The 13,411-nt window shown below is 68.3% G+C and carries 13 protein-coding genes and 1 tRNA gene; 7 read left to right on the forward strand and 7 right to left on the reverse strand.

Annotated features, from left to right (window positions below; translation table 11 throughout):
- Position 1: 1 nt before the first annotated feature.
- The 5 genes from ACIBX3_RS21345 (at position 2) to ACIBX3_RS21365 (ending at position 4,169) form a co-directional block, all read left to right on the forward strand.
- On the forward strand, positions 2-835 hold the full coding sequence (locus ACIBX3_RS21345; protein WP_397119468.1) for an NAD(P)H-binding protein: 834 nt from the start codon (positions 2-4) through the stop codon (positions 833-835).
- 14 nt (positions 836-849) lie between these two features.
- Positions 850-1,479, forward strand: coding sequence for a hypothetical protein (locus ACIBX3_RS21350; RefSeq protein ID WP_397119470.1), 630 nt, complete (start codon positions 850-852; stop codon positions 1,477-1,479).
- A gap of 130 nt (positions 1,480-1,609) precedes the next feature.
- The gene (locus ACIBX3_RS21355) at positions 1,610-2,404 is read left to right on the forward strand and encodes a CGNR zinc finger domain-containing protein (RefSeq protein ID WP_397120232.1); all 795 of its coding nucleotides are present in this window, start codon (positions 1,610-1,612) and stop codon (positions 2,402-2,404) included.
- A 35-nt stretch (positions 2,405-2,439) separates the two neighbouring features.
- On the forward strand, positions 2,440-3,567 hold the full coding sequence (locus tag ACIBX3_RS21360) for a winged helix DNA-binding domain-containing protein (RefSeq protein WP_397119472.1): 1,128 nt from the start codon (positions 2,440-2,442) through the stop codon (positions 3,565-3,567).
- A 359-nt stretch (positions 3,568-3,926) separates the two neighbouring features.
- The gene (locus ACIBX3_RS21365) at positions 3,927-4,169 is read left to right on the forward strand and encodes a transposase (protein ID WP_397119474.1); all 243 of its coding nucleotides are present in this window, start codon (positions 3,927-3,929) and stop codon (positions 4,167-4,169) included.
- A 391-nt stretch (positions 4,170-4,560) separates the two neighbouring features.
- On the opposite strand, the gene ACIBX3_RS21370 is transcribed toward ACIBX3_RS21365, so the two are convergent.
- The 3 genes from ACIBX3_RS21370 to ACIBX3_RS21380 form a co-directional block, all read right to left on the reverse strand.
- Positions 4,561-5,193: a 2'-5' RNA ligase family protein gene (locus ACIBX3_RS21370; RefSeq protein WP_397119476.1), complete on the reverse strand. Its 633-nt coding sequence runs from the start codon at positions 5,191-5,193 to the stop codon at positions 4,561-4,563.
- A complete protein-coding gene (locus tag ACIBX3_RS21375; RefSeq protein WP_397119478.1) occupies positions 5,190-5,714 on the reverse strand; it encodes a hypothetical protein in 525 nt (174 codons plus the stop codon). Before ACIBX3_RS21375 ends, ACIBX3_RS21370 begins: the two co-directional genes overlap by 4 nt.
- 509 nt (positions 5,715-6,223) lie before the next feature.
- A tRNA-Tyr gene (locus ACIBX3_RS21380) sits at positions 6,224-6,305 on the reverse strand.
- 361 nt (positions 6,306-6,666) lie between these two features.
- On the opposite strand from ACIBX3_RS21380, the gene ACIBX3_RS21385 reads away from it, so the two are divergent.
- A complete protein-coding gene (locus tag ACIBX3_RS21385) occupies positions 6,667-7,158 on the forward strand; it encodes a YajQ family cyclic di-GMP-binding protein (protein ID WP_397119480.1) in 492 nt (163 codons plus the stop codon).
- Between the two features lie 177 nt (positions 7,159-7,335).
- Entirely contained in the window at positions 7,336-7,809 is a 474-nt protein-coding gene (locus ACIBX3_RS21390) for an NUDIX hydrolase (protein ID WP_397119482.1), read from the forward strand.
- Here the strand turns inward: ACIBX3_RS21390 and ACIBX3_RS21395 are convergent.
- The 4 genes from ACIBX3_RS21395 to ACIBX3_RS21410 form a co-directional block, all read right to left on the reverse strand.
- On the reverse strand, positions 7,781-9,271 hold the full coding sequence (locus ACIBX3_RS21395) for a hypothetical protein (RefSeq protein ID WP_397119484.1): 1,491 nt from the start codon (positions 9,269-9,271) through the stop codon (positions 7,781-7,783). The two genes, ACIBX3_RS21390 and ACIBX3_RS21395, sit on opposite strands and share 29 nt — an antisense overlap.
- Positions 9,272-9,279: 8 nt before the next feature.
- A complete protein-coding gene (gene htpX / locus ACIBX3_RS21400; protein WP_397119486.1) occupies positions 9,280-10,131 on the reverse strand; it encodes a zinc metalloprotease HtpX in 852 nt (283 codons plus the stop codon).
- A gap of 116 nt (positions 10,132-10,247) precedes the next feature.
- Positions 10,248-11,771, reverse strand: coding sequence for an NADH-quinone oxidoreductase subunit N (locus ACIBX3_RS21405; RefSeq protein ID WP_397119488.1), 1,524 nt, complete (start codon positions 11,769-11,771; stop codon positions 10,248-10,250).
- Positions 11,768-13,393 carry a NuoM family protein gene (locus ACIBX3_RS21410; protein ID WP_397120234.1) on the reverse strand — a complete coding sequence of 542 codons (1,626 nt, stop codon included), beginning with the start codon at positions 13,391-13,393 and terminating at the stop codon, positions 11,768-11,770. The genes ACIBX3_RS21405 and ACIBX3_RS21410 overlap by 4 nt, the downstream gene beginning before the upstream one ends.
- Between the last annotated feature and the right edge of the window lie 18 nt (positions 13,394-13,411).

Here is a 13,411-nt window from a genome sequence, read left to right on the forward strand (position 1 = left end):
CATGATGATCTTAGTGACCGGCGCCACCGGCAATACCGGGTCGGAACTGGTGACCGCGCTGGCCCAGGCCGGACAGCGGGTACGCGCACTGGTACGCGCTCCTCAGAGCGTTACTCTGCCGCCCGATGTCCAGCCCGTCACCGGCGACCTGAACCGGCCCGACAGCCTGGCCGATGCGCTGATCGGCGTGCGGGCAGTGTTCCTGCTGCCGGGATATGCGGACATGCCCGGCCTGCTGGCCCACATGCGTCGGGCCGGGGTGGAACGGGTCGTGCTGCTGTCAGGCGGCTCGGCCGCGCTTGCGGACATGAGCAATGCGATCTCCCGCTACATGACGCTTTCCGAGCGCGCCGCGCAGGAGGCGGGCGTGCTCTGGACGTTCCTGCGGCCCCGGGCGTTCATGTCCAACGCTCTGCGCTGGCTGCCGCAGCTTCGGGCCGGTGATCTGGTGCGCCTACCGTTCGCAGGGGTGGCGGCCGCCACCATCGACCCCGCCGACATCGCGGCCGTGGCGGCCCGGGCGCTGACCAGCGATGGGCATGAGGGCCGGATCTACGAGCTGACCGGCCCGGACTCGCTGCTGCCCGCCGACCAGGTCGCCGTGCTGGCCAAGGTGCTGGGCCGGGAGCTGCGCTGCGAGAGCCTGCCGGATGAGGAGGCCCGGATCCAGATGGAGGCGACCATGCCGGCCGAGTACGTCGATGCCTTCTTCCGCTTCTACGTCGACGGCATTCTCGATGAATCTCAGGTCCTGCCGACCGTACAAGTGGTGACCGGACACCCGCCCCGCACCTTCGAACAGTGGGCAGAGGCACACGCCGAGGCCTTCCAATAGCTTCGGGAGCGATCATGGCGGAGGAAGAGAGCCGGGACGCGGGGCCGTCGGCAGCGCTCATGTCGGCGATCGTGACGGAGCAGTTCGTGCTGCAATCGGCGGCCAGCACGACGGTCAGCGAGGCGCTTGGGCGTTCGTCGCTGTACCTGTCGGCTTTGTCCAGCAGTTTGATCGCGTTGGGGTTCGCCTCGCAGACGCCCGGCCTGTTGCTGCCGTTCGCCGCCGCCGCGTTGCCGACGGTTTTCGTGCTGGGTCTGTTCACCACGGTCCGGCTTGTCGGCACCGGAGTGCAGAACGTCTTGTATCTGAGCAGCATCGCTCGCATCCGCGCCTACTACCGCGAGCTCGACCCGGAGGCAGCGTGCTACTTCGCCAGATGGAACGCAGGAGAAGGGGAGACCGACGATGCACTCGGTTCGCTGGCGGTCAAATCGGGCCCGATGGCCGGGCTCTTCACCGCCGCCAGCATGGTCGCCGTGATCAACGGCGTCCTGGGTGGGGTCTGCCTCGCCCTGCTGACCTACTACCTCGTGACGGACCACCACCTGCCGGCCGCCCTGGCCGTAGGGCTCAGCACCGCCACCGTCTGCCTGACCATGTTCTACCGCTGCCAGCACCACCGCTACCTGAACATCCAACGCTGAGCAACACTCGGGCGGCTATGATCCCGGCGAGCAGACGATCGAGCGCGGTCGAGCTGCCGGGACTACGCGGAGAGGTTGCGGCGGAGGCGAAGAAGGGCGCCGGCCTCGTGGCTGTCCCGGCTTCGGAGAACTGGCCGGCCCGGCGACCTCCGCGCAGTTCCGCGCAGCATGCGAGCTGCGTACGGCCATCACGCGCATCGCCACCGCGCTCGCCGATGACGCGGCCCCGGACCCGAAGGCGATCGACTTGATCAACCATGTGGCAGCAGCGGCAGACCTCGCGCCGGTGCTTGCCGGTGGCATCGAACCCGCGCCCGTCCCGACGGTTCCGCGCGCTGTGGCGGCCATCGCCCGCGATGGCGTCCGTGTCTTCTCCGCCGGCCCGGAGCGGATCCGGCGTTGCGGCGCCGACGACTGCGCGCTGATCTTCTACGACAGTTCCCGGCCCAACGCCCGACGCTGGTGTTCGATGCAGCGCTGCGGCAACCGCACCAAGGTGCGTACCCACCGATCCCATCGCAAGGAGCACACCATGAGCACGATCACCCACGTCAACCCGCCCGCGCTGCACAACACGCCGATCTTCTCCCAGGGCACGGTGACCGAGCTCGGTCGCACCCTCTACGTCGGCGGCCAGAACGGCACCGACGGCACCGGCGCGATCACCGGGGATCTCGCCGAGCAGTCCGCACAGGCGATGCGCAACGTGATCGCGGTCCTCAACGAGTCCGGGGTCGGGCAACAGCAGGTCGCGAAGCTGAACATTTTCCTGGCGGCCGACGGCGACCTGAACGCGGCCTTCGCCGCATCCGCACAGGTCTGGGGCCAGCACCCGACCGCGATCACGGTGGTCCGTGTCGCCGGGCTCGCCCGACCAGAGGCACTCGTCGAGATCGACGCCGTCGCCGTACTCCCCACGGGTTGACCGGGAAACCCTCGAGAGAACGACGGAGGCCGCTCATGTCGCCCACGGTGGAGCTGACCTGGGACCAGGTTCTGTCCTGGCGGATGGATCGGCACTTCCTCGACCGGCCAAGAGGTGTCGATCCCGTCCAGATCGTGGGGCGCCTCTCCGGTGTCCAGGCCCAGGTCGCCTCGTCTGCTGAGCTCGCCCTCGCCGTTCGCCGGGCCGAGCGCGAGGCGGACGTAGCCGGCGCGCTGTTCGACCGCTCGTTGGTCAAGACCTGGGCCATGCGCGGCACGCTGCACCTGCTGCGGTCCGAGGACGCACCCGCTTACCTCTCGTTGATTGCGTCCGCCCGGACCTGGCTGACGCCGAGTTGGCAACGGGAGTTCGCCACCGCCACGCAGATGGAGGCAATCGCTGACGCTGCCTCCGCGGTACTGAAGGGCGCCGTGCTGACGCGCGAGGAGCTCGCGCGGGAAATCGCCGAACGGACCGGCGACCGGCCGCTCGCGGACAAGCTCACCTCCGGATGGGGCGCCCTGCTCAAGCCGCTGGCCTGGCAGGGATTGCTGTGCAACGGAATCTCACGGGGCAACCGGGTCACGTTCACCTCCCCCACGACCTGGCTCCCCACCTGGAAGGGCCTGCCCGAACCGGACGAGGCGGCACGGGCGGCGATCCCCGCCTATCTTGCGGCGCACGGCCCTGCTGGCCCGTCCGGATTCAACAAGTGGCTCACTCGCGGGGCACTGCGCAAACTGCTGACGCGGCGCTGGTTCGCCGAGCTGGCCGAAGACGGCGTTCTCACCCCAGTGCGAGTCGAGGACGAGACACTGTACGCGCGGACCGACGATCTGGACACGCTGACCACGACGACGCCGACCGACCGGGTCCGCTTCCTGCCCGGGTTCGACCAGTACGTGCTCGGGCCGGGCACCAACGATCACCGCGTCCTCGCGACGGCCCGTCGAGGCTGGGTCAGCCGCGCCGCAGGCTGGATCGCCCCGATCGTCGTCTCCCGGGGCCAGGTGGCAGGCACCTGGAAGATCGACGGATCCTCCCTGTTCGTCGAACTCTTCGCAGAATCCGATCCGGTCGCCCGGGACGCGATCGAGGCCGAGAGGGGTGTACTGGAGGACGCGCTCGGCGAACGCCTCACGACATCGGTGGTTGAGGTGTAGCGACAGCGACGCGCTGTGCGTCCACGGCTTTGAGCGGCGGCCGTCAGCCGCGCCAGACCGTCGCTCGGAGCCTGCGGCGACCTCGACGACATCGCTTACGCCACCCCGCATCGCCACCACCCAGCTCAACCACCCAGCTCAACCAGCAGGCCAAACCCTGGGTCTGGGGACGTCCACCGCCGTCTCCACGCTCCCTACGCCGACGGTTGGTCTATGCCTTTGAGGAGCGCAGCACCAGGTGACCTACTTCTGTCCCCGTAAGGTCAGCTAGTGGCTCGTTTCTGAACATTGACCCGGTAATTGATCTCGGACGGTGAACCCGTCAGGCTGACTGCCTCTGCAACTCTTGGGAGGTGGTCGTGGCTCGCCGACCGGATGTGTTCGTCCGGCCCTTGTCAATGGAAGAGGGCCGCAAACTACAGCGCATCACCCGGACCGCCAAGGACCCGGTCAAGCTGCGCCGGGCGATCGTGGTGATGATGTCCGGCCAGGGCCAAAGCGTGCCGGACATCACCTCGTTGATGCAGGTCAGCGACGATTATGTGCGTGATGTCATCCACGCCTTCAACGAGCGGGGGTTCGACGCGCTGGACCCAAAATGAAGCGGGGGCCGTCCACCGGCGATCAGTGAGCAGGCGCGCGAGCACATCTGCCTCATCGCCCGGACGGCCCTCGCCGAGTGGGGCATCAGCGGCCACTCCACCTGGAGCCTGCGCACCCTGGCCGACCGGGGCGTGGTCACCTCGATCAGCCGCCAGCACCTGTCACGCATCCTGCGGGCCGGGAAGGTGACCTGGCAGAGCACAACGGCGGACAAGGCAATCCGCAAAATCCGCAATACAGCCGCCTAGACGGCAGACCGCAGGTCAGCCGTGGGATCGGGTCGCACCGCTACGACAGGCATCCTGATCCGCAGAGCGCCGCAGAATTCCGCATATTCCAATGCTTGATCTTTCCAGTCACAGCACTCGCCGTGTCAACGCCCTCCTCCACTCAGGACCCACCGAGTCGAACCTCTGCCAGAGGCCGCCAGTCCCAGACCGTCTCTGGGCCGTCCTGGTTGACGATGTGGAGGCTGCGGATTGTCACCTCGCGATCCGGAAGCCGCTTCCCCAGCGCGTTGATAATAGGAGCCGCCGGGCCGTCCGAATTACTGTAGGCCACCGTGACATGCGGTATCCACACATCGTGGGCAAGAACGCCATCACGGCCTGTGGCTGCCCGCGTGGCGAACTTCGCCGCCTCCAGCAACGGCCGGAGCCGCTCAGCCGGCCGAGCCTCCAACACCACCGCCTCGGGGTGGTAAAGCACACGATCCAACGTGACGGTAATGGGCTCCACCCGCGCGAGCTGGGCCGCCGCATCCTCGGCCATCACGCTTACCTGATGGTCGGTGATCTCATGCGAGTACCCGGCGATGAACGTGGTGAGGTGGATGAACGAGTGCGGCACCAGATCGAGTCCAGGAAGGCCGGACAGGCGGTCGTGAGCTTCCTGGACGATGGCTCGCGCGTCCGGATCGTCCCCCAACAGGACATGCCAATAGAGCTGGCCTTGGCCCGGCGGCAGCATGAGCGCTTGCCGTCTCTCCCAGCGGATGGCCATGCGCGTCGGTAGCGGGCTCACGCATTCTCCCCGGTAGTAGCGGGCAAGGCCCGAGCCGAGTTGAACATACTGATCTGCTCGCGCAGCGTGGTCACGATATCCGAGCCTCGGAACCGGGGCGCCGCCAATTGGGCGTCCATCCGCACCAGGTAGTTGATGATCGTGGACAGGCGATGTTCGGGCGGCAGCGACATGGCGGGCGTTACCTGCTCGGCGGCAGCGTCCAGGTCACCCATCATCACGTACGCGATCCCCGCGCCGAATCGAACCTGTGCCCACGTGCCGGCCACCCACGGGGCACCGTTGGCCCATGCGTCGTCAGCCGCAGTTGCGGCCTGCAGCGCTGCGGCTGGGTCGCGCGCCTGGAGCGCCACCGACAGGGCGTACAGCGCCCGTCTGGACGGGGGACACGACCAGGGCGTCACGCCGGAATCGTCGGCCACGGACGCGGCGGTCTCCTTCGCTCTCTGGAGCGCTTCCCGGGCTCGGGTGAAGTCGCCGAGCAGGCTCGCCGCGTTCGCCTCCTGGCTGGCCAGGAGCACCCGCAAGGGGGTGGCCGGGCTGCACTGGCTCAGCATCCTGACGTGGCCGTACCTCCGTGGAGGCCGAACACGCGTCCCCCAGGGAGATCGCACTCGAATCACAGAGACCTCGTACGACGGAGCCTGCGAGTGAGCTTGCGGCGCCTGATCGAAACCGCGGCTTTCTGCGGCATCCCGCAGGACGCGAGCTGACCCCGGTGACCGACGTGCGAACACGCCCTCCAGGTGTAGTACAGGGTTCTGCGGATTACGCGGCGCCACGCCTCACCCGCCACCTTGTGGCGCGTCCGTCCTGCCGCCCCGAAGCTGCTCCGTATCCAGCAGGGCAGCACCTGACGACGAACAACGCAGTGAGCAACCTGGCATCACTCCGCCACCATGCTCAGAAACTTAGCCGCGTATTAGCTGTGAGTGGCCGTAGGGCACCGGTGATCGCCGTGGACAGCCGGACACAAAGCGAGAGGCCCGTCACCGCGTTTTCGCTGGTGACGGGCCTCTTCCCGCTGGTGTGGCAGGTGCAAGGTTCGAACTTGCGTAGGCTGAGCCGACGGTTTTACAGACCGCTCCCTTTGGCCACTCGGGCAACCTGCCTTGTCTTCCGCTCTCGCGGCGACACACAGAAGAATAGCGGACTTCCGAGGTGTACGTGACACCGGTTTGTCCCGGGCCGGATCTCGGTGACAGGCCTCGCCGTTACAGCCCCCTCCGCCCTCAGTGCTCCGTGCGGTGCCGGTTGATCTCATGCGGGGACGAACGGAGCTAAGCGTGATCGTCGGCGTACACGGCCGGTGTCCTGCACGGCGGGCCGATGCTGGCTAGGCTCGTTCGCTGGGTCCGTGTGTTCCGTGGGTCCGTGTGTTCCCTAGGTCCGCGTGTTCCGTTGGTCCGCGCGGTCGCGTACGCCGGGGAAGCGGGATCCGCATAGTGCTTCGCAGTTGAGAGGGTGGGTGTTTTGGCTGATTCGTCTTTCGACATCGTCAGCAAGATCGACCGTCAGGAGGTCGACAACGCGCTGAACCAGACGGTCAAGGAGATCGGGCACCGGTTCGACTTCAAGGGCACCGGGGCGAGCATCAGCTGGTCCGGGCAGGAAAACATCGAGATCAAGGCGAACAGTGAGGAGCGGGCCAATGCCGCGCTCGACGTGTTCAAGGAGAAGGTGATCAAGCGCGGGCTCTCGCTGAAGATCCTCGATGCGGGTGAGCCCAAGCTGTCGGGCAAGGAATACCGCATGCTGGTCAGCCTCAAGGAGGGGATTGACCAGGAACACGCGAAGAAGATCTCCAAGCTGATCCGCGATGAGGGGCCCAAGGGGATCAAGGCGCAGATTCAGGGCGAGGAGCTTCGGGTCAGCTCGAAGAAGAAGGACGATCTGCAGGAGGTCATCTCGCTGCTCAAGGGCAAGGACCTGGACATCGCGTTGCAGTTCGTCAACTACCGCTGATCGCCGGTCGGCTGGTGTGGGGCCGCATCTCCCCCGGGCGGCACGCGGTCGTGGGGGTCGCGGAGGCAGCCGGAAGATGCCGGGTGATGGGTGGCGGTTCGGGGCGCATGGCCGGGAGTGGTCGACACGGGCGGCCATGCGCCTTCTCTTCGGGCTCCGGCCGTATGCTCGGTGGCTGTGACGAAGATCCCCCTGCGTCGCTTCACGGCGCGTGCTCTGCCCATCGACGATCAGGATCGGGTGCTGCTGCTGTACGGTTTCGATCCCGAGCAGCCCGATCAGCCGTTCTGGTTCACCATTGGCGGGGCCATGGAGGACGGTGAGACGCCGGCCGAGGCGGCGGCGCGCGAGCTGTACGAGGAGGCCGGGATCCGGGTCCGGGCCGAGGAGTTCAGCGGACCCTACGGGAGCAGCACGATCGAGTTCACGTGGGGCGGGTACGCCATCACGCAGGACCAGGTCTTTCTCGCGGTGCGAGTGGGCGATGCGGTTGTGTCGTTCGAGCACATGGAGCAGATCGAGAAGGACACGACGACCGCTTATCGGTGGTGGAGCGTGGAAGATCTCGAGAGCACGGACGAGATCTTCTTTCCTGAGGATCTCGCGGCCATTCTGAGGAAGGTCACTGCGGGCGGCGGAGGATCCGTGTAGCGCCCGCGATCAGCGCCGTCGCCAGGATCCATCCCGAGACGATCAGCGCGTACGCCAGCCACTGCGTCCATCCGCCGGGGTCGAAAAGCTCTCGTTGGCCGAATGCGGGTAGTGGGAGCAGGAGATCGAAGGTGTACCCGAACGCGTTGAAATCAGGGCTCTCGGTGGGCTTGAGTGCCCGGGGTGGGTTGAGGGCGAAGACGACTGTTCCGATCGCCAGCAGGAGCGCGAACCACATGCCTGCCAGCCATGGGCGGTAGCCGTACCCGACCGCGACGTCGAGCAATCGCCCCCACGCCCGGCTGCCGAGGCCCTGGGTCTGGCGTCTGGCGCGAAGCTTGGCGAGCTGGGTGCGGCGGGCGAGTGCGTCGTTGCCGTCGCTGAGGTACCAGGCGGCGAGTTGCTCGTACGGCTGCGGCCGGAACCCCTCCGGGTCGCGCGTGACCCACTCGATCCTCCGCTTGACGCCGGAGCCGCGCAGGCGCTCGTACGTCAGGCCGTTCAGACGCAGCTTCTCCGGCCAGGTGTCAGGGTCGTCATGCAGGGTGCCGACCCTGGAGTGTGCGAGGGTGACGACGCCGTCGATGGGTTCGGCGGGTTTGAGGAGGAGCTCGCGGGCCTCCATGTGGCTCAGGTGGAGGGCGTAGCGGGTGTCGGGGCTGCGGATGATGCCGCGGATCTCGAGCGTCCCGTTGATCCGGGCGCCGCGCAGGCGTAGGCAGCCGTCTGCCTGGAATCCGCGGGTGCAGCGCAGAGTGTCCTCGACGACCATGTTGTCGGCGGTGAGCGCCTCCTTGCCGGGATTGCGGAGTTTGGCGTCCTCCAGGAAGAAACCGGCGTTCAGCCGGGCGCCGACCAGCTCGATGCCGCCGGTGAGGTCGGCGTTGCGCAGGTACATGCCCGAGTCGACGACGGCGGCCTTCGCGTACAGGGCCCACTCGTCGTCGCCCACGATTCTGGTGCCGCCGAGCCACAGGCCTCTCTCGAACTGGGCGCGGCCCACGCGTACGGTGCCGGTGATGTGGGATCCGGACAGGCTGAGGTGGCCGGCGACCCGCATGCCGCCGGCGCTGAGGCCGGGGAAGGCGCAGTCGGTCAGGCGGATGGTCTGGGTGGTGCAGTTGGTGAGCTGGATGGGTTCGTCCAGATAACAGCCTTCCAGCACCAGTTCGTGCTGAATGGTGCCGCCCGTGATCGTCAGCCGGCCGGTGATCCGAGCGCCGCGGAGGCGTACCGCCGGGACGGAGCCGCCGCCCGCGTCGCGGGCGCCGAGCAGCAGGGAAGAGATCACCTTGGCCCTGATCGAACGTTCGGGGCCCCAGGTGTCGCCGTCCTTGGGTGCGTTCTCTCCAGCGACGGGACCGATGCCGCACGTGACCAGGCCCAGCTCGACGAAATCACCCGTGGGGAAGGCGTTCCAGAGCTTGCGCTCGGCCTCGGTCAAGCGGGGGGTTCGGCCCATGCGATTGCTCAACGGCGGTAGCCGGCCATGCGCTCGAGGCGGGCGACGCGCTCGGACGTGGGCGGATGGGTCGAGAAGAGGCGGCCGAAGCCGGAGCCGCTGAACGGGTTCGCGATCATCATGTGGGAGGCCGACGTGAGGCGGCTGTTCTCGGGGAGCGGAAGTCTGCGCGCGCCCAGCTCGATCTTGCGGAGGGCCGAGGCCAGCGCGAGCGGATCGCCCGTGAGCCTGGCACCTGCCTCGTCGGCCTGGTATTCCCGCGTGCGGGAGATCGCCATTTGCACCATCCCGGCCGCCACCGGCCCGAGCACCATCATCAGCAGCGCGCCCAGGAAGCCCGGCCCTTCGTCATCATCCGAGCCGCCGAAGAAGACGGCGACATAGCTCAACCAGGTGATCATCGTAGCGAGTGCACCGGCCACAGACGAGATGAGGATGTCCCTGTTGTACACGTGTGAAAGCTCGTGCCCGATCACGCCGCGCAGCTCGGCCTCGTCGAGCAGCTGGGTCAGTCCGTACGTGACGCACACTGCGGCCTGGCGCGGGCTCCGGCCGGTCGCGAACGCGTTCGGCTGCACCGTGGGCGAGATGTACAGCCTCGGCATGGGCTGGCGGGCCTCGGTGGAGAGCTCTCGCACGATCCGGTAGAGCGTGGGGTGCTCGACCTCGCTGACCGGCCTGGCCCGCATGGCCGACAGCGCGATCCGATCGGAGAAGAAGTAGGCGGCGCCATTGCTCACCAGGGCGAGCACCAGCGCGATCTGCACACCGGTGCCGCCGCCCAACCACGCGCCCACCGCGACAATCAGCGCCGACAGGCCGCCGAGCAGGACGGCTGTGCGCAGACCATTGTGATGCAAGGTTTCCCCCCTTCGTGGTCTGGGTTCACCACGTCCAACGATGACGACCCGGCTCTTCGTTCCCCGCCGTGCTCAGCCGGGGGCGGAGCGCGACTTCCCGGATACGATCGGCTGCGTCAGCCGAAGGTGGACAGCGTGGTCGCGTCCAGAACCAACTGGGGCGCGATCGAGAACAGGATCGCCACCCCCACGGCCAGGCCCATCGCGGGCCAGATCGCCAGGGTGGGCCGAAGTGCCCTTTCCACGGCCGGGGCGAACAGGCGTGCCGTCCAGACGGCGTAGTAGTAGAGGCCGATCACGGTGTTGACCGCCATGACCAGCGCGAGCCAGGCGGTGCCGCCCTCGACGATCTCGCGGAAGACGAAGACCTTGGCGAAGAGCCCGGCCAGGCCCGGCGGCAGGCCGGCCAGGCATACGAGGCAGAACGCGAGCGCGACGCCCGCCACGGGGCTGCGGTAGACCAGGCCGCGGTAGTCGTCGAGCTCGTTGCGGGCGGCGGTCCTGGAGACGAGCATGACGACCGCGAACGCCCCCAGATTCATGGCCGCGTAGATGACGAGGTAGGCGGCGGACGCGCCGACCGCCCCCGGCGCGGCGACCGCGAGCGGGGCCAGGATGTAGCCGGACTGGGCCACCGAGGACCAGGCCAGCAGGCGTACGGCGGAGCGCTGGCGCATGGCGAGCAGGTTGCCCGCGGTCATGGTGAGGGCGGAGACGACGGCGACGATCGGGGTCCAGGTGGCGGCCTGCCCCGACAGCCCCGTGACGAGGACGAGGATCAGCCCGGCGAACCCGGTCGCCTTGGAGATCACCGAGAGCAGGGCGGCCACCGGGATGGGCGCGCCCTGGTAGACGTCCGCGGCCCAGGCGTGGAACGGCACGGCGGCGATCTTGAACGCGAATCCCGCCACGACGAGGACGACTCCGACCGTGACGACGGCGGACACGCCCTGGCCGGCCGCCACCACCGTGCCCTCCGCCGCGCCCGGCGCCGGGATCCGGCCGCTGAAGACGGCGCCCAGCCGGGACAGGTAGACCGTGCCCGCGACGCCGTACAGGAGAGAGACCCCGAACAGCATGATCGCCGTGGACACGACCGACACGACGAACAGCTTCACAGCGGCCTCCGAGGAGCGGCCGTCGTATCGCTTCAACGCGGTGAGCGCGAACACCGGGAGCGAGACCAGCTCGAGCGCCACCACGAGCATGATCAGGTCGCGGGAGGCGGGCAAGGTCACCGCGCCCACGAGGGTGCAGAGCAGGAGGAAGTACCACTCGCCCACCGGGATGCCGCCGCCGGCCAGTTCCGTCATCGACAGCAGGACGACGACCACGGCGGCCACGAGCACCAGGCCCGCGAAGACCAGCGTGAACCCGTCCGCGACGAAGGAGCAGAGCTCCGCCTGAGGCTGAAGGCTGGGCGGGACGCAGAACGTCCGCAGCGGCGGGCCGCCGCTCGTGGCCCACTGGGCGACGACGAAGGCCAGGGCGATCAGCACGCCGGCCAGCGTGATCAGGCCCAGCATGGTCTTCCCGCGGGGGCGGTTGGGGAGGAACGCGTCGAGCAGCAGCACCAGGCCGGCCACGAGGGCGAGCACCAGAGGGGGTGCGATGACGAAGTAGTCGATCTGCTGGATCATGAGATGGCTCCCAGCAGGATGCGCACGGCCGGTGTGGTGAGGGAGAGCAGGAGGCCGGGCCAGAGGCCGAAGAGCAGGATCAGGGCCACGAGCGGGGTCCAGGCGAGCAGCTCATGCTTGTTGATGTCGTCTGTGGCGGGGGCCAGGGTCGCCGTCGCCGTACGCTCCCAGGGCGGCGAGTCGAGAGGTGCGACGGGGCGTTCGTCCGGGGTTTCGTGAACGAGGCGGTCGTCGACGGGCTCGGAAGAGGTGACGACCTGCGGGCGGCCGTGGGTGACGCGGGAGAGCATGACCAGGAAGTACGCGGCCGTCAGGACCGCGCCCAGGCCGCCGATCACCATGTACGTGAGGAACAGGCCGCGCGGCAGGCCGTTCGCCGGCTGGTACGCCCCGAACAGCGCCAGCATCTCGCCCCAGAACCCGGCCAGCCCGGGCAGCCCGAGCGAGGCGATCGACGCGAACGTCAGCACCGAGCCCAGCCGCGGCAGCGTGCCCAGCATGCCACCGCCCAGGGACGGCATGTCGGCGGTGTGGTAGCGCTCCTTGACCGCTCCGGCCAGGAAGAACAGCAGGCCGGTGATCAGGCCGTGGGCGACGTTGGCGAAGAGGGCGCCGTTGATGCCGACCGGGGTCAGCGTGGCGAAGCCCAGCAGGACGAAGCCCATGTGGCCGACCGAGGAATAGGCGATCATGCGTTTGAGGTCGCGCTGGGCGAGGCACGCCAGGGCGCCGTACACGATGCCGACCACGGCGAACGCCCCCAGCCACGGCGCCACCGCGACCGCCCCCTCCGGGAGAATGGGGATGGCGATCCTGGCGAAGCCGTACGTGCCCATCTTCAGCAGCACCCCGGCCAGCAGCACCGAACCCACGGTGGGGGCCTCGGTGTGGGCGTCGGGCAGCCAGGTGTGCAGGGGCCACATGGGGGTCTTGACCGCCAGACCGACGCCGATCGCCACGAACGCCAGGGTCTGGACTGATCTCGCCATTCCGCTGCCGTGGGCCGCGCTCAGCGCCTCGATGTCGAGCGTGCCGGTCTGGGCCCAGACGAGCAGCAGGCCCAGCAGCATCACCACCGAGCCGAGCAGTGTGTACAGGATGAACTTGATCGACGCCGCCCGCCGGCCCTCGCCGCCCCAGACGCCGATCAGGAAGTACATCGGGACGAGCACGATCTCGAAGAACACGAAGAAGAGAAGCAGGTCGAGGGCGAGGAACGTGCCGATCATGCCGACTTCGAGCACGAGCAGGGTGAAGACGAGCGCCCTCGGCCTGGCCGTCATCAGCTGCCCGGGGGCGCGGGCGCTGCCCCACGACAGATACACGAAGCACAGGAACGTCAGCAGGGCCGTCAACGCGATCAGCGGCAGTGAGATCCCGTCGACGCCGAGATGGAACCGGAGCCCGAGCCCGGGGATCCAGGCGACGTCGACCTCGAACTGCGCCTGCGCGGGCCGGCCGTAGTCGAACGTCGCCACCAGCAGCGCGGCCAGGGCCAGCGTGACGCCGGAAAGGATCAGTCCGTACGCGCGCAGGACCGGGCGGAGCGTGTGCGGGAAGACGATGAGGGCGAGCGCGCCGAGCAGCGGCACGGCCAGCATCGCGACGGGAAGCCAGCCCATCATGCGGACATCACCGCC

The organism is Nonomuraea sp. NPDC049480, assembly GCF_044465905.1.
In the GTDB taxonomy this organism is placed as follows: domain Bacteria; phylum Actinomycetota; class Actinomycetes; order Streptosporangiales; family Streptosporangiaceae; genus Nonomuraea.

Bases quoted from the DNA above. Each gene is read 5' to 3' on its own strand.
- ACIBX3_RS21345 (WP_397119468.1), top strand. From the start codon at position 2: ATGATGATCTTAGTGACCGGCGCCACCGGCAATACCGGGTCGGAACTG.
- ACIBX3_RS21350 (WP_397119470.1), top strand. From the start codon at position 850: ATGGCGGAGGAAGAGAGCCGGGACGCGGGGCCGTCGGCAGCGCTCATG.
- ACIBX3_RS21360 (WP_397119472.1), top strand. From the start codon at position 2,440: ATGTCGCCCACGGTGGAGCTGACCTGGGACCAGGTTCTGTCCTGGCGG.
- ACIBX3_RS21395 (WP_397119484.1), bottom strand. From the start codon at position 9,271: ATGGGCCGAACCCCCCGCTTGACCGAGGCCGAGCGCAAGCTCTGGAAC.
- ACIBX3_RS21405 (WP_397119488.1), bottom strand. From the start codon at position 11,771: ATGATCCAGCAGATCGACTACTTCGTCATCGCACCCCCTCTGGTGCTC.
- ACIBX3_RS21410 (WP_397120234.1), bottom strand. From the start codon at position 13,393: ATGGGCTGGCTTCCCGTCGCGATGCTGGCCGTGCCGCTGCTCGGCGCG.